Raw genomic sequence first — 23,700 nt, 5'->3', positions numbered from 1 at the left:
CCATATAGAGAAAAAACACGGTTATACGGAGGTGTACGATATGATGTTTGGACGTTTTACAGAACGAGCACAAAAAGTACTGGCGCTTGCCCTGGAAGAGGCGGTTCGTCTCGGACACAAAGATATTGGGACAGAGCATGTGCTGCTAGGACTCATTCGAGAAGGCGAAGGGATTGCCGCGAAGGCACTGCAATCACTTGGGCTTGGCCTCGATAAAATCCAGAGCGAAGTGGAGTCGTTAATCGGGCGAGGAACAGAGCAGTCCGGTAGTAATTACACACCAAACTATACACCTCGCGCCAAAAAGGTCATTGAACTGTCGATGGACGAAGCCCGCAAGCTGGGTCATACCTATGTGGGGACTGAACATATTCTGCTTGGCTTAATCCGTGAAGGAGAAGGCATTGCTGCGAGAATCATGAACAATCTGGGCGTTAGCCTGAACAAGGCACGTCAGCAGGTGCTTCAGCTGCTTGGCAGCTCGGAAATGATGGCATCTCATCAACCGTCTGGAGGAAATCCAGCGGCGAATACGCCGACACTGGACGGCTTGGCAAGGGATCTGACTGCAATCGCTCGTGATGGCGGGCTGGACCCGGTCATCGGTCGCCAAAAAGAAATCGAGCGTGTGATCCAAGTACTTAGCAGACGTACCAAGAACAACCCTGTTTTAATTGGAGAGCCCGGTGTCGGGAAGACAGCTATTGCAGAAGGTCTTGCCCAAAAAATCGTGAATAACGAAATTCCGGAGACCCTTCGTGATAAGCGCGTCATGACCCTCGATATGGGAACCGTTGTTGCGGGAACCAAATATCGCGGTGAGTTCGAAGATCGTCTGAAAAAAATCATGGACGAAATTCGCCAAGCAGGAAACATCATCCTGTTTATTGATGAGCTACACACCTTGATTGGAGCAGGTGGAGCAGAAGGAGCAATTGATGCCTCCAATATTTTGAAGCCTGCGCTGGCACGTGGCGAGCTACAGTGCGTAGGGGCCACTACGCTGGACGAATATCGCAAGTACATCGAAAAAGACGCGGCACTGGAGCGTCGTTTCCAACCGATTCAGGTTGATGAACCGACAGCGGAGGATGCCATTCGTATTCTGCATGGCCTTCGTGATCGTTACGAAGCCCACCACCGTGTCAAAATTACCGATGAAGCAATCGAGCAGGCAGTAAAACTGTCTGACCGCTATATTACGGAACGCTTCCTGCCTGACAAGGCCATCGACTTGGTCGACGAGGCGGCATCCAAAGTCCGCTTGCAATCCTTTACGGTTCCACCAAACCTCAAAGAGCTGGAGGGACGTCTGGAAGAGGTGCGCAAGGAAAAAGACGCTGCCGTACAATCACAAGAGTTCGAAGAAGCAGCAGCACTTCGCGATCAGGAGCAAAAACTGCGTGAAGAACTGGATAAAACGAAAAAAGACTGGAAAGAGCGCCAAGGCCAGCTGAACATGGAGGTTACACCAGAAGACATCGCGCAAGTAGTGGCGAGCTGGACAGGTATTCCTGTGTTGAAGCTGAAGGAAGAAGAAACAGAGCGCTTGCTGAAAATGGAAGAGATTTTGCACGATCGCGTCATTGGTCAAGATGAAGCAGTCAAATCCATTTCGCGTGCGATCCGCCGTGCCCGTGCTGGTCTAAAGGACCCAAAACGCCCAATCGGCTCGTTTATCTTCCTGGGACCCACCGGTGTGGGTAAAACCGAATTGGCTCGTGCTGTGGCAGAGACGCTTTTCGGTGACGAGGATGCCATGATTCGTGTAGATATGTCTGAGTACATGGAGAAGCATTCCACCGCTCGTCTGGTCGGTGCCCCTCCTGGCTATGTAGGCTTTGACGAAGGCGGTCAGCTGACCGAAAAAGTGCGTCGCAAGCCTTACTCCGTCATTTTGCTAGACGAAATCGAGAAAGCCCACCCAGACGTATTCAACATCCTGCTACAAGTTTTGGATGATGGTCGTCTGACAGACTCCAAAGGACGTACCGTTGATTTCCGCAACACGGTTGTCATTATGACTTCCAACGTCGGAGCCAGCATGATCAAGAAAAATACAACGCTCGGATTTACGACCAACGATTCGGAAAGAAAGTACCAGGATATGAAGGACAAAGTCATGGATGAGCTGAAAAAGAGCTTCCGTCCTGAGTTCTTGAACCGGATCGACGAAGTCATCGTGTTCCACTCTTTGGAGCAAGAGCACATCGAGCAAATTGTATCTCTCATGACAGAAGATCTGCGTAAACGTTTGAAAGAGCAAGACATTGATTTCCAGTTGAGCGAAGAAGCCAAGAAAGTACTGGCAAAAGAAGGCTTTGATCCGGCCTATGGTGCGCGTCCACTTCGTCGTGCTATCCAGCGCCACATCGAGGATAATTTGTCCGAGGAATTGCTCAAAGGTACGATCAGCAAGGGCGATACCGTCAATATCGAAGCCGAAGAAGGCAAGCTGGTAGTCAAGCGACTCGAAAAAACGAAATCGTAAGCTGTTGAAACGTAATAGAATGCCTCCTGATTCGGGAGGTATTCTTTTTTTGGGTACGTAATTATGATAAAAGTAGAAAAAGAAATCCAAGTGAGGGTGCGACTATGTCAAAGTATAAAACAAAATACGCGTGTCAAGAATGTGGCTATGAAACGCCAAAATGGATGGGGAAATGCCCCGGATGCAGCAGTTGGAACACCTTGGTGGAGGAAGTGACCGTAAAAAATCCACATCGTCACGAAGGGCTGAGTGGCGGCCAGCGCCAATCTGCGATTCCACTAACCCAGGTAGCTAGTGATGAAGAGCCGCGCATGGATACCACGATCGGAGAATTGAATCGCGTTCTTGGTGGAGGACTTGTTCCGGGCTCACTCATTTTGGTTGGGGGAGACCCCGGAATCGGAAAATCGACATTGCTTTTGCAGACATCTTTTGCCTTGGCTCACCAAGGGGCGAAGGTTCTCTATGTATCTGGAGAGGAGTCGGCAAAACAAATCAAAATTCGCGCGGATCGACTCCATTTGCAAACGCCGCCGATGTTTGTATTGACAGAAAATGATTTGGATTTGATCGAACAGCATATTAATCAAGTAGATCCGGATGTATTGATTATTGACTCGATCCAGACCGTGTTTCACCCGACGATCCAATCGGCTGCGGGGAGTGTCGCACAAGTACGCGAGGCTACTGCCCAACTGATGCGGATTGCAAAAGGGAAAGGGATTGGTACCTTCATCGTCGGTCACGTAACCAAGGAAGGCTCCATCGCCGGTCCGCGTATGCTTGAGCACATGGTAGATGCTGTTCTCTATTTTGAAGGGGAGCGCCACAATACGTTTCGAATTTTGCGCGCCGTCAAAAACCGTTTTGGTTCGACAAACGAAATCGGTATTTTCGAGATGAAGGATCGCGGTTTGGAGGAAGTGGCGAATCCGTCTGAGATATTTTTGGCAGAGCGTCCATTTGGTGTTGCGGGTTCGACGGTCGTAGCCAGTATGGAAGGCACACGTCCCGTTTTGGTTGAGTTGCAAGCTCTCGTTGCCCCGACCAGCTTTGTAACCCCACGGAGAACGGCAACAGGGGTCGATCATCAGCGTGTAGCGATGATCATGGCCGTGTTGGAAAAGCGCATGGGCATGATGCTACAAAATCAAGATGCATATGTAAACGTAGCAGGTGGGGTCAGATTGGATGAGCCAGCGGTTGATTTGGCGATTGCCGTAAGCATTGCTAGTAGTTTCCGTGACCACGCTACCAATCCGCATGATGTCGTTATCGGAGAAATTGGCTTGACTGGTGAGGTGCGCGGTGTCTCTCGTATTGAGCAACGAGTACGAGAAGCACATAAGTTAGGCTTTAAGCGTGTGATCATCCCGGAGAAAAACATCCGCGGTCTGGATGCGCCAGCAGATATTCAAGTAATTGGTGTGAGCAACATTTCCGATGCGTTGAACGAGGTGATAAGGAGGTAGGAGCGGGCATGCAGGGGAACATCAAAAGAGCTCCGCAATTCGGTGATGTGCTTCGTCTCGTGGCACCCGGCACACAGCTTCGTGAAGGGTTGGAAAATGTTTTACGAGCCAAAACCGGGGGCTTGATCGTTATCGGGTGCGGTCCGGAGATGAAGTCGATTGTCGATGGCGGTTTTTCCATCAATTGTGATTTTTCTCCTGCCCATTTGTATGAATTAGCGAAGATGGATGGGGCGATTATAGTAAGTGAAGACGCAAAACGCATCCTGTACGCGAATACGCAAATCTTCCCACCCGCCTCAATCCCCACGAGCGAGACGGGAACACGGCATCGTACAGCACAACGTACGGCCATTCAAACGAATCATCTGGTCATTGCTATCTCTCAGCGCCGCAATGTGATCACGCTGTACCAAGGGAATTTCCGGTATGTCTTAAGCGAAATCAGCGTCATTTTGGCCAAGGCGAATCAAGCTGTATCTACCCTTGAGAAATACAAGGCCGTGCTTGATCAAACTTTGACGAATCTTGGTGCGTTAGAATTCGAGGAGCTCGTCACGTTACACGAAGTTGCCTCGGTTTTGCAACGGATTGAGATGGTGTTACGTATTAAGACAGAGGTCTCCAAGTACATATGTGAGCTAGGAGTAGAAGGAAGGCTCGTCAGTATGCAGTTGGAGGAACTGGTTTCAAACATTGAGGAAGAGGCCCAGATGCTTATTCGGGATTATTCCCGAGATCCATCCTATTCACCTGATCTTGTGCTGCGGGACATGAAAAAATTAAACTCAGAGGAAATGCTGGAGCTCACTTCATTTTTGCGAACGCTTGGGTATTCCTCCAATGCCAGTATGCTGGATGAATCCGTTTCCCCTAGAGGTTATCGGATCCTGTACAAGATCAGGCGTTTGCCGGTTACAATCATCTCCAATCTGGTAGAGCATTTTCATCATCTGCCGCGAATCATGATGGCAACGATTCAGGAATTAGACGAAGTGGAAGGCATTGGCGAGGTCCGAGCAAGAGCGATTAAAGAGGGACTGAAACGGATTCAAGAACAAGTGTTCATTGACAGACACATTTAAAGTAGAATAGGATAAAGGCATTATTTGTATTCAGCATTTGCCTAAGGGACTTGGATAAAAACAAGATCAACAGGATAACCTGCTCCTTACGCAAAAGAAATCAGGAGGTAGTCTATGTTCGTGAAATCGTTACCGAACATACTAACCGTAAGCAACTTGTTTCTGGGAGTTTTAGCAATTATTCTTGCGTTTCGAGGCGATCAATACGTCGAATATGCAGCGATCACAGTGATCATTGGTATGCTGGCAGACGGGCTGGATGGACGTGTAGCTCGTATGTTGAATGCCCAAAGTGAGTTCGGGAAGGAATTGGATTCCCTTTCTGACGTCATTACATTTGGGATTGCGCCAGCGTTCATCATGTATGTTGTCGTCTTGCAACACTTTGATTTGCTTGGAATTCTCATTACAGCCATTTTTCCGATCTGTGGTGCGCTGCGTTTGGCGCGTTTTAACGTACAGGCCGGGGTTCCGGGGTATTTCATCGGTTTGCCGATTACGGCAGCGGGGGGCGTACTGGCTACGCTCGCACTCTATCACCAAGTATTCACTCCGGTATTGCTTGCCGTAAGTATGTTGCTGCTTGCCTTTTTGATGGTATCAAAGGTCAAGTATCCTAACTTTAAAAAAGTGGGGATTCCCAAGTCTGCTTACTGGATCACACCTATTATCATCGCGATTGTGGTTGTTGTAGCGATTAAGTATCCGCAACAATTTCCGAAAATTGTCTTCCTGCCACTTGCTTTTTATGCACTGTACGGAATAAAAAAAAACGTTGACTTTCTCGTCAAAAAATTACGCAAGCGTAAAAACAAAGAGGAAGAATCCGTTCCGTTTGAATAGGTACGGCATAAAAAAACCCACACTTCAATGTGCGGGTTTTTCTTTTTTTGTATGCAACTTTTTTTAGGGTTCATTCGTAATACGAGTAACGGACTTTTAAGACAAGTTGAAGACACCCAAAGTATTCAATCGGTTGGATTCTTTCTGAAGAACATCTTCTAGCTTAATGTCAGTAATATTGCACAAGGCAGTGAGGTAAAAGAGGTTTTTGCCAAGCTCAGCAGTAACTACATCGCGACAATGCTCGCACAGCGGTCCGGTAAAGTGGGTGTCCAAATGGGACTTGTTGTCCTCCAGGTTCTTGTTCGAATCGTACGTCTGTTTTTTGGCAACCACTTCGACACAGCCGCATTCGGTGATAGCTTTTGTCAGTGAACGGTTAATGCGGGATGCCGTTTCCTGAACTTTGGACATGACGTCCAGTACGCTACGATGTCTGATCAAAAGCTCGGATACTTGCGTTTGAAAGTCGTCTATGTTTCGATTGTCCATCTGGTTCACCTCTGCTTTAGGCTGTTGGTATCGTCATAATTTTCTCTCATTACGATACAGACATTATAAGAAGGGAGTCAGCTCCCTGTCAATTTATCATCGAAGGAAACGAATGTTCCCGGGTTGACGAGAAAATGACAACTATGTTAAAATTTTTGGCTATTTGACATGGCAAAATCTTTTTTGCTATAGTGAGGGAAAGTAAAATGAAGCATTATAATGATTTGGAAAAAAATAGGTTTTTACTTTTAGGCTTCTGTCTATATTAGTAAAAGGAGGTGAAGGCATGTTACGCCGAGTAGGAAAATTCATTTTTGTTTTGATTGGTGGCGGATTGGGATATCGCTTTGGTGACGAATTGTTCTCGTTGCTTGATCCACTGTTAAACTTTGGTGTAGTAGCCGGATCGCAATATATTGGAGCTGTACTGGGTGCCATCTTGTTTTTCTTTTTAGCGAATTGGGTTGTGGATTATGTTCTGCGCATCGTTCGATGGGGTGAAGAGACACTCGTCAAAATGCCGGTTGTCGATGTGATGTTCGGAGCGATGGGGTTGATTAGTGGTCTTATTGTTGCATTCTTATTATTCCTGCCCATCAGTAAAATTCCGCTTCCATTTGTAGGAGATCTTTTGCCGTTAATTGTTTCCGGGTTGCTCGGTTATTTGGGCTTCCAGGTAGGGTTTCGCAAGCGGGACGAGATTATGTCGGTATTTTCGATTGGACGTAAGGATAAGAAAAAGGATAGTGCAACAACTGCCGTTAACTTGGAAAATAAAATTCTCGATACCAGTGTCATCATTGACGGACGCATCGCAGATATTTGCCGTACCGGCTTTCTGGAAGGGGTACTGATCATTCCGGGATTTGTGCTAGAGGAATTGCAGCATATCGCCGATTCCTCCGATGTACTGAAGAGAAACCGCGGTCGTCGGGGTCTGGATATCTTGAACAAGATTCAAAAAGAAATGAAGGTAAAGGTTCAGATTTGGGAAGGCGATTTTGAAGAAGTATCCGAGGTGGACAGCAAGCTGATCAAGCTCGCTAAGCTCATTAGCGGAAAGGTCGTAACAAACGACTTTAACCTGAACAAGGTATGTGAGCTGCAAGGTGTTGCGGTATTGAACATCAATGATTTAGCGAATGCAGTTAAGCCCGTAGTTTTACCTGGAGAAGAGATGAACGTTCAAGTCATCAAGGATGGGAAGGAACACGGTCAGGGTGTCGCTTATCTGGACGATGGCACGATGATTGTTGTGGAGGGCGGACGAGAATACATCGGAAACGACGTCGATGTTCTCGTAACGAGTGTGCTACAAACTTCAGCAGGACGTATGATCTTCGCCAAACCAAAGCTGCTGGAACGAGCGTTATAGAAAAGACAACAGGAGAGGGATGAATCAGTGAGTACGGGTGTCGTGATCGTTGCAGCCGGTTCGGGTAAACGAATGGGTGGGCAACGAAACAAGTTGTGGTTACCACTTGCGGGCGAGCCGATCTTGGCTCATACGGTACGTCTTTTTACTACTCATCCCGACATGGATGAAGTCGTGCTTGTGGTGAGTGAAGCAGACTACGCAGAAGTAATGGCCTGGATCTCGGCTGAAAAGCTGACGGTTGTGGTTACTCTGGGTGGAGCAGAGCGACAAGACAGTGTGAGAAATGGCTTGGCTTCCCTATCCGCAAATTGCGATTACGTACTGGTTCACGATGCTGCCCGTCCTTTCGTCACTCGCAAACAGATCAGTGACATGATCAAACAGGTGCAACAAGATCAGGCAACGATCATGGCAGTACCTGTCAAAGATACGATTAAAGTGGTGGGGGCAACAGGACTTGTAGAGTCAACCCCAGCACGGGAAAGCTTGTGGGCGGTTCAAACCCCACAAGCTTTTCGTATGTCTTTATTGCGAGAGGCACATCAGGCAGCAGAGGCAGCGGGGAAGCTGGGCACGGATGATGCGATGCTGGCTGAGTGGTTGGGTCATCCGGTATCGGTTATGCAGGGAAGCTATGAGAACATTAAAATTACTACGCCAGACGATCTGTGGTTTGGTGAAGAGATATTGCGGAAACGAAAGGGAGAGTAGCTCATGCGTATTGGACAAGGTTTTGACGTGCATCAATTAGTAGAGGGGCGTCCATGCATTATTGGAGGTGTCACCATCCCGTATGAAAAAGGCTTGCTAGGGCATTCTGACGCGGATGTTCTCCTCCATGCAATTAGTGACGCGATTCTTGGAGCGATTGGTGAGGGGGATATTGGCCGTCATTTCCCGGATACAGACCCGGCTTTCAAGGATGCGGATAGCGTAAAGCTACTGGAGCATGTATGGAAGTTGGTTCGGGAGCGCGGCTATCGTTTAGGAAACGTGGATGCAACGATCATTGCCCAAGCACCGAAGATGGCGCCATACATCCCGCAAATGTGTGAAGTCATTGCACGTGTGCTGGAGGCAGACGATCTCTCCCAAGTGAATGTGAAGGCGACTACCTCCGAGAAACTTGGTTTTACAGGCAGAGGGGAAGGAATCGCTGCTCAGGCAGTATGCTTGCTTGTCAAGTAGAGGGGCAAGGTGTAACATAAAGCCTTAGATACGTTTTTACTTAGGTCAAGGTTATAGCCTTTTACATTTATAAGGATGGTGCTACCAATGGCGAAAGAAATTCGCACTCGTTATGCGCCGAGTCCTACGGGGCATTTACACATCGGCGGTGCGCGAACAGCGCTCTTCAATTATCTTTTTGCAAAACATCACGGTGGTTCGTTCATCGTTCGGATTGAAGATACGGACCAAACGCGCAATAAGGAAAATGCAGACGAAGAACAAATGAAAAACCTGAAATGGCTCGGCGTAACATGGGAAGAAGGTACAGATGTTGGTGGACCATATGGACCGTACCGTCAAACAGAGCGCCTGGACATTTATCGGAAATATATCGATCAACTGCTGGCAGAAGGCAAAGCGTACTACTGCTACGCGACAAAAGAAGAGCTGGATGCAGAACGTGAAGAACAGCTCGCGCGTGGAGAAACACCACGCATTCTGGAAAAGCACCGCCATGTAACGGACGAGCAGCGTGCTCAGTACGAAGCAGAAGGACGAGTGCCATCCATTCACTTCCTCGTTCAGGATGATCGCGAGTATATCGTGAATGACCTGATTCGTGGCCAAGTGACTTTCAACTCCAATGAGATGGGCGATTTCGTTATTTGCCGTCCAGATGGAATTCCTACATACAACTTCGCTGTTGTAGTGGACGACTATTTGATGAAAATTAGCCACGTCATTCGTGGAGAGGAGCATCTGTCCAACACGCCTCGTCAATTGATGATTTATGAAGCGTTTGGGTGGGAGGCGCCTGACTTTGCTCACTTGGCACTGATCCTCAACCAAGATGGCAAAAAGATGTCCAAGCGCGACGAGAGCATTCTTCAGTTCATTGAACAGTACCGTGACCTCGGCTTCTTGCCAGAAGCAATCGTGAACTTCCTTGTTCTTTTGGGATGGTCTCCAGGTGGCGAAGAAGAGATTTTCTTAATCGAAGATCTGATCAAGCTGTTCTCAATGGACCGCGTGAATAAGTCGCCAGCGGTGTTTGATGCAACGAAGATGAACTGGATGAACAACTTCTATTTGAAGCGCCAACCGCTGGATATGATTACAGACATGTGTGTCCCGCATCTGCAAAAAGCTGGCTTCATTGAAGAGACGTTGTCTGCTGAGAAGCTGGAATGGGTTCGTAGTATCGTAGGTCTGTACCAAGAGCAAATGTCCTACTGTGCGCAAATCGTTCCGCTAGCAGCTCTTTTCTTCCTCGACGAAGTGGTGTACGATGAAGAAGCAACTCTGGTGCTGAAAGAACCTCAATTGCCGGAAGTGCTGGCTTCCTTTGTGAAGCACCTTTCTGCCCAGGATGCATATAATGTGGATGTTATTAAAGCGGTACTCAAGGACGTGCAAAAGGAAACGGGTCATAAAGGCAAGGCGTTGTTTATGCCGGTTCGCGTAGGAGCAACTGGTCAGGCGCATGGTCGTGATTTGGCAGAGACGTTGTATCTGCTCGGACGCGAAAAGGTGATTGCACGTGCACAGCAAGTAATTGCAAACGGTCAGTAAGTATTAGCTGGCCTTCTTTTATAAATCAGGAATGCGACGATCAGGAGAAGTACAACAGTCTGCACATCTACAGAGAGGATGGATAGGTGAGAGCCATCTGATGTGCCCTGTATGGAAATGCCCCTGTGAGCAATGAGCTGAACCTATCTTTATTGAAAAGATAGCAGTAAGCGCCATCGGCTTCCCGCCGTTATCGGGATATGAGCGAGATTTGTTCATGACTGTTGGAGTTGGATTGACAGTGATGGCGATCTAAGCAGAGTGGAACCACGGTAAACCCGTCTCTGTCCCTTCGTATATGAGGGGATAGGGACGTTTTTTTATTTTTTACAAAGGCAGTTGAACGTGAGCAGGTAAATCAGGCAGGAGGTGCCACTCAAAAATGTTAGCACAGATGAGAGATGACATTCATGCTGTTTTTGAACGAGACCCGGCTGCGCGCAGTACGCTGGAAGTCGTCATGACCTATTCCGGTTTGCACGCGATATGGGGGCACCGGATTGCCCATAGGCTCTGGAAGGCTGAGCTATGTACACTCGCCCGAATTGTCTCTCAACTATCCCGTTTTTTCACGGGAATTGAGATTCATCCGGGCGCAACCATTGGCCGCGGCTTGTTCATTGACCATGGCATGGGTGTTGTGATCGGAGAGACGTGCGAAATCGGAGACCATGTAACGATTTATCAAGGGGTTACACTCGGGGGAACAGGTAAGGAAAAAGGAAAGCGTCACCCAACCATCGGTAATGATGTCATTATTGCTACGGGAGCAAAGGTGTTGGGCTCCTTCAAAATTGGCGATAATTCAAAGATAGGGGCTGGTGCCGTTGTCTTGCAGGAGGTACCGCCTAACTCGACCGTAGTAGGAATCAAGGGGCGCATCGTCATCCAGGATGGCAAGCGCGTCAAAAATGATTTGGACCATGTAAACATGCCAGACCCGGTAGCGGATACGATTCGTATGATGCAAAAGGAAATCGATCATTTACGCAAAGAATTGGAGCATTTGAGGGAGGATAAAAAGAACGATGGGCATTCAACTGACTAATACGATGACGCGGCGTAAGGAGCCGTTTCATACATTGGAGCCAGGGAAGGTAAAGATGTACGTTTGCGGCCCGACCGTGTACAACTACATTCACATTGGAAATGCGCGCCCTGCCATTGTATTTGATACACTTCGCCGTTACTTGAAATATCGTGGCTATGAAGTGACGTTCGTGCAAAACATTACAGACGTAGATGACAAATTGATTCGTGTGGCGAATCAGGAAGGTGTCACTGTCAAAGAAGTGGCGGATCGATACACGGATGCGTACAACGCGGATCTGAAATCACTGAACGTACCGCCACCTGATATTCAACCACGAGTGATGCAGACGATTCCGGAGATCATTGAATTTGTGCAAGGGTTGATTGAAAAAGGCTTTGCCTACGAGAGTGAAGGTGACGTCTATTTCCGCACGGGACGTTTTCAGGAATATGGAAAGCTTTCGCATCAACCGCTGGATGATTTGCAGGCAGGTGCTCGTGTAGAAATCAACGAGAAAAAGGAACATCCCCTGGACTTTGTCCTTTGGAAAGCGGCCAAGACTGGAGAAGTTACTTGGGAAAGTCCATGGGGCGAAGGAAGACCAGGATGGCATATTGAGTGCTCGGCAATGGCCCTGAAGTTTTTGGGTGAGGAAATCGATATCCATGCGGGCGGAACAGACCTTGTGTTCCCGCACCACGAGAACGAAATTGCCCAGTCGGAGTGCTTTACGGGTAAAGTTTTTGCTCGCTACTGGTTACACAACGGCATGCTCAATATTGATAACGAAAAAATGTCCAAATCCCTCGGGAATTTCTTGCTTGCACGCGAGCTTTCGGAGAAGTTCGGCGGTCAGTTAATTCGCTTCTTTATGCTCCAGGGGCACTATCGCAACCCGATCAATTTTAGCGAAGAGTTGATCGAACAAGCGGCCAATGGTATGGAGAGAATTAAGACAGCGTATACGAATCTGTCCCATCGTCTGGATACCGTGCGCGCAGAAGAGCCGAATGATCAGGCACAGGAGCAGGCACGAATCATTGGAGAGCTTCGCGAGCGCTTCATTGCTGAGATGGATGATGATATCAATACAGCGAATGCTATTACCGTTATTTTTGATGTGGTGAAGGAAGCCAACCTTTATTTGCGTCATCAAAATGTAGGCGAAACCGAAGTTCGTGCGTACATGGATTTGTTGGTGGAGTTGACGGAGGTTCTTGGTCTTGAAATTGCAGAAGAGCAGGAGCTGTTGGATAGTGAGGTTGATGCGTTGATCGAAGAGCGCACAGAAGCTCGCAAAGCAAGAAACTTTGCGCGTTCTGACGAAATCCGCGATCTGCTCGCAGCAAAAGGAATCGTGCTGGAGGACACGCCACAAGGTGTTCGCTGGCGTCGAAAATAAGGGGCCGAAGAAAATAGATGCAAAAAGAAGAACTGACCCGAGATCCTAATCTGACAAATCCACTCGTGCTTGCCTTCCTCGGGGATGCTACCTATTCGCATTGTGTCAGGTATCATTTGATCGCCAAGGGGCTGGTTAAACCAAACCAGCTCCACAAGGCGGCCAACCGATATGTTTCAGCGAAAGCACAGGCCAATGTGTTGTTGACGTTAATGCCCACATTGCCGGAGGAAGAATTGAGTGTAGTGAAGCGGGGGCGGAATGCCAAATCCGGCTCCAGTGCCAAAAACGCCGATATTATCGACTACCGTCATGCAACGGCTTTTGAAGCATTGATCGGGTACCTGTATTTGAGTGGAAAAGAAGAGCGGATCGCTGAAATTGTGCAGCAGGCTTTTGCCATAGTGGAAGGAGAATCATGAAATGAGTGAAGAGTGGATTCTGGGGAAAAACCCCGTCATCGAGGCTTTGCGATCGGGGCGTACGATCAATAAGATTTGGGTTGCAGAGGGAACGAATAAAAATTTGATGGGACCTGTCTTTGCCTTGGCAAAAGAACAGGGTGTCATTGTGACGACAGCGAACCGCAAAAAGTTGGATCAGCTCGTGTCGACGGACAACCATCAGGGTGTAGTGGCTTCTGTTGCTGCTTACGATTACGTAGAAGTAGACGATATTTTGAAGCGGGCAGAGGAGAAAAACGAGGCGCCGTTCATTTTGCTGTTGGACGAGCTGGAAGATCCGCATAACCTCGGATCGATCATGCGGACAGCCGATGCAGTCGGTGCTCATGGTGTCATCATTCCAAAACGACGTTCTGTCAGTCTGACGGCAACAGTGGCAAAAGCCTCGGCAGGGGCGATCAACTACGTGCCGGTAGCGCGAGTGACGAATTTGGTTCGTACCATGGAAGAGCTCAAAGAACGCGGTGTTTGGATCGCGGGAACAGACGCAAGTGCCAAACAAGATTTCCGCCAGGGTGACTATACGATGCCACTCGCGATTGTCATTGGCAGCGAAGGAAAAGGCATGAGTCGCCTCGTGCGGGAAAACTGTGATTTTCTGTACAGCCTCCCGATGGCGGGCAATGTTACCTCACTCAACGCTTCTGTAGCAGCTGCCTTGTTGATGTATGAAGTCTATCGCTCCAGGAGTCCAATTCCGACGCGGGTGAAATGACATGTCGAAACGAAAAGCCAAGCAGCTGTTGATCGTAGATGGATACAATATCATCGGCGCCTGGCCCGATCTGCGCCTGCTGAAGGATCAAGAGCGGATGGACGAGGCGCGTGATCAGTTGATCGCAAAAATGGCAGAATACCAAAGCTACACAGGGACGAAGGTTATCATCGTTTTCGATGCGTACAACGTTCCTGGCATTGGCCGTCAAATGGAAGATTTCCAGGTTGAAGTTTATTTCACGAAGAAAAAGGAGACGGCAGACGAGAAAATTGAGCAGTTAGTCTTCGAATTTCGCAATAAAAATCGACAAATTTATGTGGCAACTTCTGACTATACGTCGCAACGTGTCATATTTGGGCAGGGAGCTTTGCGCAAATCTGCCCGGGAGTTGTTGCTCGATATGGAAAATGCGGGTAAAGAAATCAAGAAACAAGTCGAAAAAACGCAAGAAGACGGCTTTTCCAGGCGGATTGCGCTGAATGATGAAATAGCGAAAATATTCGAAAAATGGAGAAGGGAATAACTTGGATTCGGTTGACGCTTTTTTACGGCATCATGTATAATAGCGCTATCTATTGGAGAAACCGGTTGGCGGAGGGATCATTTGTGAGTGTTGACCTCAAGGAGTTAAAACATGCCCAATATGAACTAATGACCGACGAAGAAGTAGTCGACCTGGTTCGCGATAATGACGCCGAAGCTTTGGAGTATTTGATCAACAAATACAAGAACTTCGTCCGTGCCAAAGCGAGATCCTATTTTCTTATTGGGGCTGACCGCGAAGACATCGTGCAGGAAGGGATGATCGGACTGTACAAGTCTATTCGCGACTTCCGAGGAGACAAGCTCACGTCGTTCAAAGCATTTGCCGAATTGTGTATTACCCGTCAGATCATTACCGCGATCAAGACAGCGACACGCCAAAAGCACATCCCGCTCAATTCTTACGTCTCATTGGACAAGCCTATCTATGATGAAGATTCTGACCGCACGCTTCTCGATGTGATCTCGGGAACGAAAGTGACCGATCCAGAGGAATTGTTTATCAATCGAGAAGAGTTCGATGATATCGAGGGCAAAATGAGTGAGATCTTGAGCGACTTGGAGCGTCAGGTTCTCATGCTCTATTTGGATGGACGATCCTATCAGCAAATTGCTGTCGAGTTGAAGCGCCACGTCAAGTCTATTGATAATGCATTACAGCGAGTAAAGCGCAAGCTAGAGCGCTATTTGGAAGGAAGAGAGATTCATCTGTAGAGAATCTCTCTTTTTATTTTGGAAGCAAAAGGACTTCTTCTTGTCAAGTCATTTTGTTTGACATGGGTATTTCGGTGTGATAAATTTATTTAGGTAGCCATAGACTCTTATCTCTCTGTTCTATGGTTACTTAGGTGAATGAAATGGTCTGGAAAAAGTAGCGGTTTTCCCGTACTATTTATCATCGGGGTACTTTTTACTAATAGCAGGTTTGAAATGAGATGGAGGTGGCAATAAATGCGAGTAAACATCACGTTGGCGTGCACCGAGTGTGGCGAGCGTAACTATATCTCCACAAAGAACAAGCGCACCACTACTGAACGTGTTGAACTGAAAAAGTATTGCTCCCGTGACAAGAAGCAAACCCTTCATCGCGAGACGAAGTAATGGTTGATGCGACGAAGTCAGGGGGTGGCAAAGTGGGTTTTTTATCACGAATCGGAACCAGTTTTCGCCGTACCGGTGGTTTTTTTAGTGACGTAATGTCCGAGCTAAAGAAAGTCCGTTGGCCCAACCGTAAAGAATTGACGTCCTATACGCTCGTTGTTCTTGTTACAGTTGTGCTCCTGGCAATATTCTTCTTCGTCGTTGATTTGGGTATCTCGCGCTTGATCGATTTGATTCTAGGAACGTAATTATGCAAGTCTTAGGAGGGACGGACGGTTATCGTCCTGTTGGATATGGAAAAAGCATGGTATGTACTTCATACGTACTCAGGTTACGAAAACAAGGTGAAAACCAATCTGGAGAAGCGACTCGAGTCGATGGGCATGGAAGACAAGATCTTTCGCGTTCTTGTTCCCACTGAAGAAGAGGTGGAAACCAAGGATGGTAAAAAGCGCACCGTCACGAAAAAAGTGTTTCCTGGATACGTCCTTGTTGAAATGGTGATGACGGACGACTCTTGGTATGTCGTGCGCAACACCCCTGGGGTTACCGGCTTTGTCGGATCCACGGGTGCTGGCTCTAAACCGACAGCGCTGCGTCCTGAAGAGGCCGATACGATTCTTAAGCAAATGGGAATCGAAATTCCCAAGATCAGAGTCGATTTTGCTCTCCGCGATATGGTGCGCGTCACAGATGGTCCGTTTACTAATCGCACCGGGGAGATTATCGAGATTTACCCGGACAGGCAGAAGGTTCGCGTGTTGGTGGACATCTTCGGTCGCGAAACACCGGTAGAGCTAGACTTTACACAAGTTCAACAATTGGATTAGGATTCAACTTGAAAAGTATCGCGCTATGTGGTACATTTCATTTTGTTTTAACAATCCCACAACACTAATTGGGGTTTCTTGCACTCTCACTATAGATCGAAAGTCTTTTGCTAGACTTTCAAAAAACGGTGGGAGGGGGCATTCCCCCGTAATAACCACATGTGAAGTAAGGAGGTGTGTTACGTGGCTAAGAAGGTTATCCGCGTAATTAAATTACAAATCCCAGCAGGTAAAGCGAATCCTGCACCTCCAGTAGGTCCGGCTCTCGGTCAAGCTGGTGTAAACATCATGGGATTCTGTAAAGAATTCAATGCTCGCACTGAAAGCGAAGTAGGTATGATCATTCCGGTGGAGATCACCGTGTTTGAAGACCGTTCTTTCACTTTTATCACAAAAACTCCTCCAGCTGCAGTTCTGTTGAAGAAAGCTGCTGGTATCGAGTCCGGTTCTGGCGTACCAAACAAAACAAAGGTTGCTACGCTGAAACGTGATAAAGTTCGTGAAATCGCAGAACTGAAGCGTCCTGACCTGAATGCTGCATCCGTAGAAGCGGCTATGCGCATGGTAGAAGGTACAGCTCGTTCTATGGGTATCGTAATCGAAGACTAATTGTCTTGAGTGCAAGGGGGCACAGACGTTGTGCCCCCCTGTCTGTGGGAGGATCAACCGCTACGACCACATTGAAGGGAGATTTAATCATGGCGAAAAAAGGTAAGAAATATCAAGAGGCTGTAAAGCTCGTTGATAAAAACAAAGTATACGAAATAGCTGAAGGCGTTGAGCTGGTTAAAAAAGCAGCTACAGCTAAATTCGATGAAACTGTTGAAGCAGCTTTCCGTTTGGGCGTAGACCCTAAGCGTGCTGACCAACAAATTCGTGGCGCAGTTGTATTGCCACATGGTACTGGTAAAGTACAACGTGTTCTCGTATTCGCAAAAGGCGAAAAAGCGAAAGATGCAGAAGCAGCTGGCGCAGACTTCGTAGGCGATGCAGACATGATCGCAAAAATTCAAGGTGGCTGGTTCGACTTTGACGTTGTAGTAGCTACTCCTGATATGATGGGTGAAGTAGGTAAATTGGGTCGTGTACTCGGTCCAAAAGGCCTGATGCCAAACCCTAAGACCGGTACAGTTACTTTCGATGTAACAAAAGCGGTTAACGAAATCAAAGCAGGTAAAATTGAGTATCGTGTAGACAAAGCGGGTAACATCCACGCTCCTATCGGAAAAGCATCCTTCGATGCTGACAAACTGGTAGAAAACCTGGCTGCTCTGACTGAAGCACTGAACCGTGCGAAACCAGCTGCTGCTAAAGGTGTTTACATGAAAAACGTAACCCTGAGCTCCACTATGGGCCCTGGCGTACGCGTAGCTGTAAAATAATGACACTTGACTTCCTTTATGGGAGTTGTTAAGATAGTCCCTGTTGATGAAAAGAATATGCCGTAGACAGAAGGCGCGGTGCTTGTGAGAGTAACGCTTAATATCCCTCCGAGGCGTGTAATGTACGAATGAGGAAACGCTGTTTTCCTTTGACGATATAGCATTATGCCCTCGTGAGTCTGCGAGGGCATTCTTCATTTTCTAGGATTAGAGCACGGGAGGTGTAATCAATGGCAGAAATTCGTCCAACCGTTATTCGTGAAGAAAAGGTACAAGCGATCAACGAAATCGCAACTAAGCTTCGCGAAAGCCAAACCACAGTGGTAGCTGACTACCGCGGTCTGACAGTAGCACAAGTAACTGAGCTCCGTAAGCAATTGCGTGAAGCTGGTGTTGAGTTCCAGGTGTTGAAAAACTCCCTGACTCGTTTGGCTACTGAGAAGGAAAGCCTGACTGAACTGGATCAATATCTGACTGGACCAAACGCTCTGGCGTTCTCCAAAGACGATATCATCGCTCCAGCGAAAGTTATCGCTGAATTCGCTAAGAAAAACGACAAGCTGGAAATCAAGGGTGGCGTTATCGAGGGTAAAGTAGTTGATGCTGAGCAAATTAAAGCTCTGGCTTCCCTGCCGAACCGCGAAGGTCTCTTGTCCATGCTTCTTTCCGTCCTGCAAGCTCCAATGCGCAACGTTGCACTGGCAGTCAAAGCAGTGGCAGAACAAAAAGAAGGTCAAGGCGCTTAATCGCCTGATCGGTTAATGTTTTACAAATACTATTCCTTGAATGGAGGATTTACAAATGTCTAAAGACCAAATCTTGGAAGCCATTAAAGGCATGTCCGTTCTCGAACTGAACGATCTGGTAAAAGCAATTGAAGAAGAATTCGGCGTAACTGCTGCTGCTCCTGTAGCTGTAGTTGCTGGTGGCGGAGCAGAAGCTGCTGCTGAGCAAACTGAGTTCACTGTTAACCTGGTAAGCGGCGGCGCTTCCAAAATCAACGTAATCAAAGTTGTTCGCGAGCTGACTGGCTTGGGTCTGAAAGAAGCAAAAGACCTGGTAGACAACGCTCCAAAAACACTCAAAGAGGGCGTTTCCAAAGACGAAGCAGAAGCTCTCAAAGCAAAACTCGAAGAAGCTGGCGCACAAGTAGAAGTAAAGTAAGTTAGCTTCCTTTAGGAAATCCCCTTGCCTGCGGCAGGGGGTTTTTCTGTAAGGTTTTAATGAATGTATGTTGAAACGATGAGGAAGGGTGAATCACACGTGGCAGACCACTACTACACCAATCGACCGGGTGCTGCACATGACGAACAGCAATTCACGTTTATGCTCCGTGGTAATGAGCTTCGTTTCATTACGGATGCAGGCGTTTTTTCCCGAGATCGGATTGACTTTGGAAGTGTATTGCTCATCGAGAACATGGAAATCGACAGTCATGCGCGTGTGCTCGATGTGGGCTGTGGGTATGGTCCGATGGGCTTGACGGCTGCCAGACTTGCTGAGCATGGTCGGGTAACGTTGATCGATGTGAATGAGCGTGCGGTGAACCTGGCTCGTCGTAATGCAGAAGCAAACGGAATAAAAAATGTTGAGGTTCGAGTGAGTGATGTCTACAGCGGCGTGCAAGGCGAGCAGTTTGATGTCATTCTGACCAACCCGCCGATTCGTGCGGGTAAGGAAATCGTTCATCGCATTTTTGTGGAAGGTTACGATCTGTTAGTGGATGGTGGAGAAATGTGGGTTGTTATTCAAAAGAAACAAGGAGCCCCATCTGCATGGAAGAAGCTACAGGAAACGTACCGCGAAGTAATAGAGGTAGATCGGGAAAAAGGTTATCACATATTCCGGGCGATCAAATAAGCAAGAAGAAATCATTAGAAAAGTTTTCTTGACGCGAATAATTGAATGTGATAGCATTATAAAATGTCAATATGGGATAAATGTCTATTTTTCAGCAATTCCCTGTCTGTCAAGCGTTTCTACTTTTTTCCTTAGATAGGAATGTTTGCGTGAAAACATGGGAATTCTTTTAAAATAGAGTTTCTCTGGGTTAAAAATGGTTGAAACTACTTTAACCCATTTTTATTTTTAGGCATTCGAATGCAACTGAAAGAAGTTGCCGAATGCCGAGTTTCTATGTGTGAAAACACAACCTGAGGGGTGAATAAGTTGGCAGGTAAAGTGATTCAAAGTGGCCGACACCGCCAGCGTCGTACGTATTCACGTATTAACGAAGTGCTGGGCCTTCCAAATCTCATCGAGATTCAACAAAAGTCCTACCAATGGTTCCTTGATGAGGGGCTCCGTGAGATGTTCCAAGACATTTCGCCAATCCAGGACTTCACAGGTAATCTCGTGCTGGAGTTTATCGACTACAGCTTGGGAGAGCCGAAGTACGATGTTGACGAGTCGAAAGAACGTGACGTCACCTATGCGGCGCCTCTGCGTGTGAAGGTACGTTTGTTGAACAAAGAGACGGGTGAAGTGAAGGAACAAGAGGTATTCATGGGGGATTTCCCGCTCATGACAGAAACGGGAACCTTCATTATTAATGGTGCTGAGCGCGTTATTGTCAGCCAGCTTGTTCGTTCCCCCAGTGTATATTACAACACCAAAGTGGACAAAAACGGCAAGCAGACGTTTACAGCTACAGTAATCCCGAACCGGGGCGCTTGGCTGGAGCTGGAGACAGATGCGAAGGACGTTATTTATGTCCGCATCGACCGTACGCGAAAAATCCCGGTAACGGTTCTTTTGCGTGCGTTGGGCTTTGGTTCCGACATTGAGATTCTCAACTTGCTGGGTGAAGATGAATACATCAAGAACACGCTGGAAAAAGACAATACCGATTCTACGGAAAAAGCGCTCATTGAAATCTACGAGCGTCTTCGTCCGGGTGAGCCACCAACAGTCGAGAATGCGAAGAGCCTCTTGATCTCTCGTTTCTTCGACCCTAAGCGCTATGATTTGGCTTCTGTTGGTCGTTATAAAATGAACAAAAAGCTTCATTTGAAAAACCGTCTGTACAACCAACGTCTGGCTGAAACATTGATCGATACGACAACAGGTGAAATTTTTGCTGAAGCAGGTCAAATGATTGACCGTCGTGTCCTGGAACGTATTGTGCCAGCGCTGGAAGGTAATGTCGGCTTTATCGACGTTCGCACGCATGGCGGAGTATTGGAAGATGAAGCGATTCATTTGCAATCTATCAATATTTTCTCTCCGATTGAAGATGGCAAGATCATCAAAGTAATCGGAAACGGAAATGTAGATAAGTCCTTCAAACATATTACGCCGGCGGATATCGTATCGGCGATCAACTATTTCATGAACCTCCTGCACAGTGTAGGTTCCACAGACGATATCGACCACTTGGGTAACCGTCGTCTGCGTTCCGTGGGTGAACTGTTGCAGAACCAGTTCCGTATTGGTCTGTCCCGTATGGAGCGTGTGGTTCGTGAGCGCATGTCCATCCAGGATCAAAACCAAATTACACCGCAAGCTCTCATTAACATCCGTCCAGTGATTGCCTCACTGAAGGAGTTCTTTGGTAGCTCGCAGCTGTCCCAGTTCATGGATCAAACAAATCCATTGGCTGAGCTGACGCACAAACGCCGTCTGTCCGCACTCGGACCTGGTGGTTTGACGCGTGAGCGCGCGGGCTTCGAAGTACGTGACGTTCACCATTCCCACTACGGTCGTATGTGTCCAATTGAGACGCCAGAGGGACCAAACATTGGTTTGATCAACTCCTTGTCGTCCTTTGCACGCATTAACGATTACGGATTCATTGAAACGCCTCGTCGTAAAGTAGATCCAGAAACAGGCTTCGTGTTGACTGATATCAGTTACTTGACTGCTGATGAAGAAGACGTGTTCAACGTGGCACAGGCGAATCAGCCACTTGATGAAGATGGCCGTTTCGTAAACGACATGGTAATCTGCCGTCGTAAAGGTGAGATCTTGAGCGTACCGCGCGACAAGGTAGACTTCATGGATGTATCGCCGAAGCAGGTTGTATCCGTTGCGACAGCGTTGATTCCGTTCCTCGAGAACGATGACGCCAACCGCGCACTGATGGGTTCAAACATGCAGCGGCAGGCCGTTCCGCTTTTGATTCCACAAGCACCGTTTGTCGGTACAGGTATGGAGCATAAAGCAGCGCAAGACTCCGGGGTGGCGATCGTTGCCAAGCATCCGGGTCAAGTAGAGCGCGTAACGGCTCGCGAAATCTGGATTCGTCGTTACCAAGAAATCGACGGCAGAAAAGTTGCCGGCGATCTCGATAAATACAAAATGCACAAGTTTATCCGTTCCAACCAAGGTACTTGCATCAACCAGCGCCCAATCGTAAGCACTGGAGACTGGATTGAAAAAGGCGATATCGTTGGGGACGGCCCATCCACTGAAAAAGGTGAATTGGCTCTCGGTCGTAACGTAATCATTGCGTTTATGACGTGGGAAGGATACAACTACGAAGACGCGATTCTTCTGAGTGAAAAGCTTGTAAAAGATGACGTGTATACGTCTATCCATATTGAAGAATACGAGTCCGAAGCTCGCGACACCAAGCTGGGTCCAGAGGAAATCACTCGCGATATTCCAAACGTCGGGGAAGATGCTCTGAAAAACCTGGACGAACGCGGTATCATCCGTGTTGGTGCGGAGATTCAGGACGGCGACATTCTCGTTGGTAAGGTTACACCTAAAGGGGTTACTGAGCTGACAGCAGAAGAACGCCTCCTGCATGCCATCTTCGGTGAAAAAGCTCGTGAAGTTCGTGATACTTCCCTGCGCGTACCGCATGGTGGTTCCGGTATCATCGTAGACGTAAAAGTATTTACGCGTGAGAATGGCGATGAATTGCCACCAGGCGTAAACCAACTCGTTCGCGTTTACATCGCCCAAAAACGGAAAATCTCCGTGGGTGACAAAATGGCCGGTCGACATGGTAACAAAGGGGTTATCGCCCGCATCATGGCGGAAGAAGATATGCCGTTCCTGCCAGATGGTTCTCCAGTAGAGATCGTACTCAACCCGTTGGGCGTTCCTTCGCGTATGAACATCGGTCAGGTATTGGAGACTCACTTGGGTATGGCAGCGAAGCTTCTGGGTATCCACGTAGCAACGCCGGTATTCGACGGTGCACGTCAGGCAGAAGTATTCGAAACGTTGGAAGAAGCAGGTCTGGATCGTGACGGAAAAACGATCTTGTTTGATGGTCGTACTGGTGAACCGTTTGATCGCCGTGTAACAGTTGGTTGTGTATACATGCTGAAACTGGCTCACTTGGTTGACGACAAAATCCATGCTCGTTCTACTGGTCCTTACTCTCTTGTTACGCAGCAGCCGTTGGGTGGTAAAGCTCAATTCGGTGGACAGCGTTTCGGGGAGATGGAGGTTTGGGCATTGGAGGCATACGGTGCTGCCTACACCTTGCAAGAAATTCTTACTGTTAAGTCGGATGACGTCGTGGGCCGCGTGAAAACGTACGAAGCGATCGTTAAGGGCGAAAACGTTCCAGAACCAGGTGTTCCAGAGTCCTTCAAGGTATTGATCAAGGAACTTCAGAGCTTGGGTATGGACGTGAAGATTCTGTCCGGAGACGAGCAGGAGATTGAAATGCGTGAAATGGAAGACGAGGATGAAGGCAACGGTGAAAAACTGAACCTCGTTCTCGAAGGCGGAAGCTTGAACGAAGAGTAAGATTCCGGTACCAAG

The 23,700-nt window shown here is 47.8% G+C and carries 24 protein-coding genes and 2 other annotated features; of the genes, 23 read left to right on the top strand and 1 reads right to left on the bottom strand.

The features are described 5' to 3' along the window. Positions 1-40 precede the first annotated feature (40 nt). The 4 genes from E8L90_RS22350 (at position 41) to pssA (ending at position 5,891) form a co-directional block, all read left to right on the top strand. Positions 41-2,491, top strand: a complete 2,451-nt coding sequence (locus E8L90_RS22350) for an ATP-dependent Clp protease ATP-binding subunit (RefSeq protein WP_137031417.1) — start codon at positions 41-43, stop codon at positions 2,489-2,491. A 104-nt stretch (positions 2,492-2,595) separates the two neighbouring features. After that, positions 2,596-3,963, top strand: a complete 1,368-nt coding sequence (gene radA / locus E8L90_RS22345) for a DNA repair protein RadA (protein WP_137031416.1) — start codon at positions 2,596-2,598, stop codon at positions 3,961-3,963. Between the two features lie 8 nt (positions 3,964-3,971). Further along, a complete protein-coding gene (gene disA, locus E8L90_RS22340; protein ID WP_137031415.1) occupies positions 3,972-5,048 on the top strand; it encodes a DNA integrity scanning diadenylate cyclase DisA in 1,077 nt (358 codons plus the stop codon). Positions 5,049-5,162: 114 nt separating this feature from the next. After that, the gene (pssA, locus tag E8L90_RS22335) at positions 5,163-5,891 is read left to right on the top strand and encodes a CDP-diacylglycerol--serine O-phosphatidyltransferase (protein ID WP_017247027.1); all 729 of its coding nucleotides are present in this window, start codon (positions 5,163-5,165) and stop codon (positions 5,889-5,891) included. A 96-nt stretch (positions 5,892-5,987) separates the two neighbouring features. Here the strand turns inward: pssA and E8L90_RS22330 are convergent, their stop codons facing one another. After that, positions 5,988-6,383 carry a nucleoside triphosphate pyrophosphohydrolase family protein gene (locus E8L90_RS22330; RefSeq protein WP_137031414.1) on the bottom strand — a complete coding sequence of 132 codons (396 nt, stop codon included), beginning with the start codon at positions 6,381-6,383 and terminating at the stop codon, positions 5,988-5,990. 286 nt (positions 6,384-6,669) lie between these two features. Between E8L90_RS22330 and E8L90_RS22325 the strand changes: the two genes are divergently transcribed. From E8L90_RS22325 to rpoB, 19 genes are all read left to right on the top strand, one after another. Beyond that, positions 6,670-7,758: a PIN/TRAM domain-containing protein gene (locus tag E8L90_RS22325; protein WP_137031413.1), complete on the top strand. Its 1,089-nt coding sequence runs from the start codon at positions 6,670-6,672 to the stop codon at positions 7,756-7,758. Positions 7,759-7,785: 27 nt separating this feature from the next. Beyond that, entirely contained in the window at positions 7,786-8,472 is a 687-nt protein-coding gene (ispD, locus tag E8L90_RS30940; protein ID WP_244297351.1) for a 2-C-methyl-D-erythritol 4-phosphate cytidylyltransferase, read from the top strand. 3 nt (positions 8,473-8,475) lie between these two features. Beyond that, positions 8,476-8,949: a 2-C-methyl-D-erythritol 2,4-cyclodiphosphate synthase gene (ispF, locus tag E8L90_RS30935; RefSeq protein ID WP_048035642.1), complete on the top strand. Its 474-nt coding sequence runs from the start codon at positions 8,476-8,478 to the stop codon at positions 8,947-8,949. 87 nt (positions 8,950-9,036) lie between these two features. Then, the gene (gene gltX, locus E8L90_RS22315) at positions 9,037-10,503 is read left to right on the top strand and encodes a glutamate--tRNA ligase (protein WP_137031412.1); all 1,467 of its coding nucleotides are present in this window, start codon (positions 9,037-9,039) and stop codon (positions 10,501-10,503) included. A gap of 27 nt (positions 10,504-10,530) precedes the next feature. Then, positions 10,531-10,792, top strand: a binding site (T-box leader). Positions 10,793-10,885: 93 nt separating this feature from the next. Then, positions 10,886-11,551, top strand: a complete 666-nt coding sequence (gene cysE / locus E8L90_RS22310) for a serine O-acetyltransferase (RefSeq protein WP_137031411.1) — start codon at positions 10,886-10,888, stop codon at positions 11,549-11,551. Further along, positions 11,532-12,938, top strand: a complete 1,407-nt coding sequence (gene cysS, locus E8L90_RS22305; RefSeq protein ID WP_137031410.1) for a cysteine--tRNA ligase — start codon at positions 11,532-11,534, stop codon at positions 12,936-12,938. The genes cysE and cysS overlap by 20 nt, the downstream gene beginning before the upstream one ends. A 17-nt stretch (positions 12,939-12,955) precedes the next feature. Further along, positions 12,956-13,360: a Mini-ribonuclease 3 gene (locus E8L90_RS22300; protein WP_137031409.1), complete on the top strand. Its 405-nt coding sequence runs from the start codon at positions 12,956-12,958 to the stop codon at positions 13,358-13,360. 1 nt (position 13,361) lies between these two features. Further along, positions 13,362-14,117, top strand: coding sequence for a 23S rRNA (guanosine(2251)-2'-O)-methyltransferase RlmB (gene rlmB / locus E8L90_RS22295; protein WP_012683967.1), 756 nt, complete (start codon positions 13,362-13,364; stop codon positions 14,115-14,117). A gap of 1 nt (position 14,118) precedes the next feature. Beyond that, positions 14,119-14,643 carry an NYN domain-containing protein gene (locus E8L90_RS22290; RefSeq protein WP_137031408.1) on the top strand — a complete coding sequence of 175 codons (525 nt, stop codon included), beginning with the start codon at positions 14,119-14,121 and terminating at the stop codon, positions 14,641-14,643. Positions 14,644-14,726: 83 nt separating this feature from the next. After that, positions 14,727-15,377: an RNA polymerase sporulation sigma factor SigH gene (gene sigH / locus E8L90_RS22285; RefSeq protein ID WP_005828894.1), complete on the top strand. Its 651-nt coding sequence runs from the start codon at positions 14,727-14,729 to the stop codon at positions 15,375-15,377. Between the two features lie 237 nt (positions 15,378-15,614). Continuing rightward, positions 15,615-15,764, top strand: coding sequence for a 50S ribosomal protein L33 (rpmG, locus tag E8L90_RS22280; protein ID WP_003392018.1), 150 nt, complete (start codon positions 15,615-15,617; stop codon positions 15,762-15,764). Continuing rightward, on the top strand, positions 15,764-16,012 hold the full coding sequence (gene secE / locus E8L90_RS22275; protein ID WP_137031407.1) for a preprotein translocase subunit SecE: 249 nt from the start codon (positions 15,764-15,766) through the stop codon (positions 16,010-16,012). Before rpmG ends, secE begins: the two co-directional genes overlap by 1 nt. A 45-nt stretch (positions 16,013-16,057) precedes the next feature. Then, a complete protein-coding gene (gene nusG, locus E8L90_RS22270) occupies positions 16,058-16,594 on the top strand; it encodes a transcription termination/antitermination protein NusG (protein ID WP_137031406.1) in 537 nt (178 codons plus the stop codon). 183 nt (positions 16,595-16,777) lie between these two features. After that, complete coding sequence (gene rplK / locus E8L90_RS22265; RefSeq protein ID WP_005828886.1) at positions 16,778-17,203, top strand: 50S ribosomal protein L11; 426 nt, start codon at positions 16,778-16,780, stop codon at positions 17,201-17,203. Between the two features lie 89 nt (positions 17,204-17,292). Further along, positions 17,293-17,976 carry a 50S ribosomal protein L1 gene (rplA, locus tag E8L90_RS22260; RefSeq protein WP_137031405.1) on the top strand — a complete coding sequence of 228 codons (684 nt, stop codon included), beginning with the start codon at positions 17,293-17,295 and terminating at the stop codon, positions 17,974-17,976. 42 nt (positions 17,977-18,018) lie between these two features. Beyond that, positions 18,019-18,182: a sequence feature (ribosomal protein L10 leader region), on the top strand. Between the two features lie 24 nt (positions 18,183-18,206). Next, positions 18,207-18,722: a 50S ribosomal protein L10 gene (gene rplJ / locus E8L90_RS22255; RefSeq protein ID WP_016742852.1), complete on the top strand. Its 516-nt coding sequence runs from the start codon at positions 18,207-18,209 to the stop codon at positions 18,720-18,722. 55 nt (positions 18,723-18,777) lie between these two features. Next, positions 18,778-19,140 (top strand): 50S ribosomal protein L7/L12, encoded by a 363-nt coding sequence (rplL, locus tag E8L90_RS22250; protein WP_007716218.1) that lies wholly within the window; start codon positions 18,778-18,780, stop codon positions 19,138-19,140. 99 nt (positions 19,141-19,239) lie between these two features. Next, positions 19,240-19,836: a class I SAM-dependent methyltransferase gene (locus E8L90_RS22245; protein WP_137031404.1), complete on the top strand. Its 597-nt coding sequence runs from the start codon at positions 19,240-19,242 to the stop codon at positions 19,834-19,836. Positions 19,837-20,145: 309 nt separating this feature from the next. Then, positions 20,146-23,685 carry a DNA-directed RNA polymerase subunit beta gene (gene rpoB, locus E8L90_RS22240; protein ID WP_137031403.1) on the top strand — a complete coding sequence of 1,180 codons (3,540 nt, stop codon included), beginning with the start codon at positions 20,146-20,148 and terminating at the stop codon, positions 23,683-23,685. The last annotated feature ends 15 nt before the right edge of the window (positions 23,686-23,700 follow it).

This window comes from Brevibacillus antibioticus (assembly GCF_005217615.1).
In the GTDB taxonomy this organism is placed as follows: domain Bacteria; phylum Bacillota; class Bacilli; order Brevibacillales; family Brevibacillaceae; genus Brevibacillus; species Brevibacillus antibioticus.
The sequence above is the reverse complement of the archived record's forward strand: the minus strand, read 5'-3'. Positions and strand labels throughout refer to the sequence as shown.

Bases quoted from the DNA above. Each gene is read 5' to 3' on its own strand.
- E8L90_RS22350 (WP_137031417.1), top strand. From the start codon at position 41: ATGATGTTTGGACGTTTTACAGAACGAGCACAAAAAGTACTGGCGCTT.
- radA (WP_137031416.1), top strand. From the start codon at position 2,596: ATGTCAAAGTATAAAACAAAATACGCGTGTCAAGAATGTGGCTATGAA.
- disA (WP_137031415.1), top strand. From the start codon at position 3,972: ATGCAGGGGAACATCAAAAGAGCTCCGCAATTCGGTGATGTGCTTCGT.
- pssA (WP_017247027.1), top strand. From the start codon at position 5,163: ATGTTCGTGAAATCGTTACCGAACATACTAACCGTAAGCAACTTGTTT.
- E8L90_RS22330 (WP_137031414.1), bottom strand. From the start codon at position 6,383: ATGGACAATCGAAACATAGACGACTTTCAAACGCAAGTATCCGAGCTT.
- E8L90_RS22325 (WP_137031413.1), top strand. From the start codon at position 6,670: ATGTTACGCCGAGTAGGAAAATTCATTTTTGTTTTGATTGGTGGCGGA.
- ispF (WP_048035642.1), top strand. From the start codon at position 8,476: ATGCGTATTGGACAAGGTTTTGACGTGCATCAATTAGTAGAGGGGCGT.
- gltX (WP_137031412.1), top strand. From the start codon at position 9,037: ATGGCGAAAGAAATTCGCACTCGTTATGCGCCGAGTCCTACGGGGCAT.
- cysE (WP_137031411.1), top strand. From the start codon at position 10,886: ATGTTAGCACAGATGAGAGATGACATTCATGCTGTTTTTGAACGAGAC.
- cysS (WP_137031410.1), top strand. From the start codon at position 11,532: ATGGGCATTCAACTGACTAATACGATGACGCGGCGTAAGGAGCCGTTT.
- E8L90_RS22300 (WP_137031409.1), top strand. From the start codon at position 12,956: ATGCAAAAAGAAGAACTGACCCGAGATCCTAATCTGACAAATCCACTC.
- rlmB (WP_012683967.1), top strand. From the start codon at position 13,362: ATGAGTGAAGAGTGGATTCTGGGGAAAAACCCCGTCATCGAGGCTTTG.
- E8L90_RS22290 (WP_137031408.1), top strand. From the start codon at position 14,119: ATGTCGAAACGAAAAGCCAAGCAGCTGTTGATCGTAGATGGATACAAT.
- rpmG (WP_003392018.1), top strand. From the start codon at position 15,615: ATGCGAGTAAACATCACGTTGGCGTGCACCGAGTGTGGCGAGCGTAAC.
- secE (WP_137031407.1), top strand. From the start codon at position 15,764: ATGGTTGATGCGACGAAGTCAGGGGGTGGCAAAGTGGGTTTTTTATCA.
- nusG (WP_137031406.1), top strand. From the start codon at position 16,058: ATGGAAAAAGCATGGTATGTACTTCATACGTACTCAGGTTACGAAAAC.
- rplA (WP_137031405.1), top strand. From the start codon at position 17,293: ATGGCGAAAAAAGGTAAGAAATATCAAGAGGCTGTAAAGCTCGTTGAT.
- rplJ (WP_016742852.1), top strand. From the start codon at position 18,207: ATGGCAGAAATTCGTCCAACCGTTATTCGTGAAGAAAAGGTACAAGCG.
- rplL (WP_007716218.1), top strand. From the start codon at position 18,778: ATGTCTAAAGACCAAATCTTGGAAGCCATTAAAGGCATGTCCGTTCTC.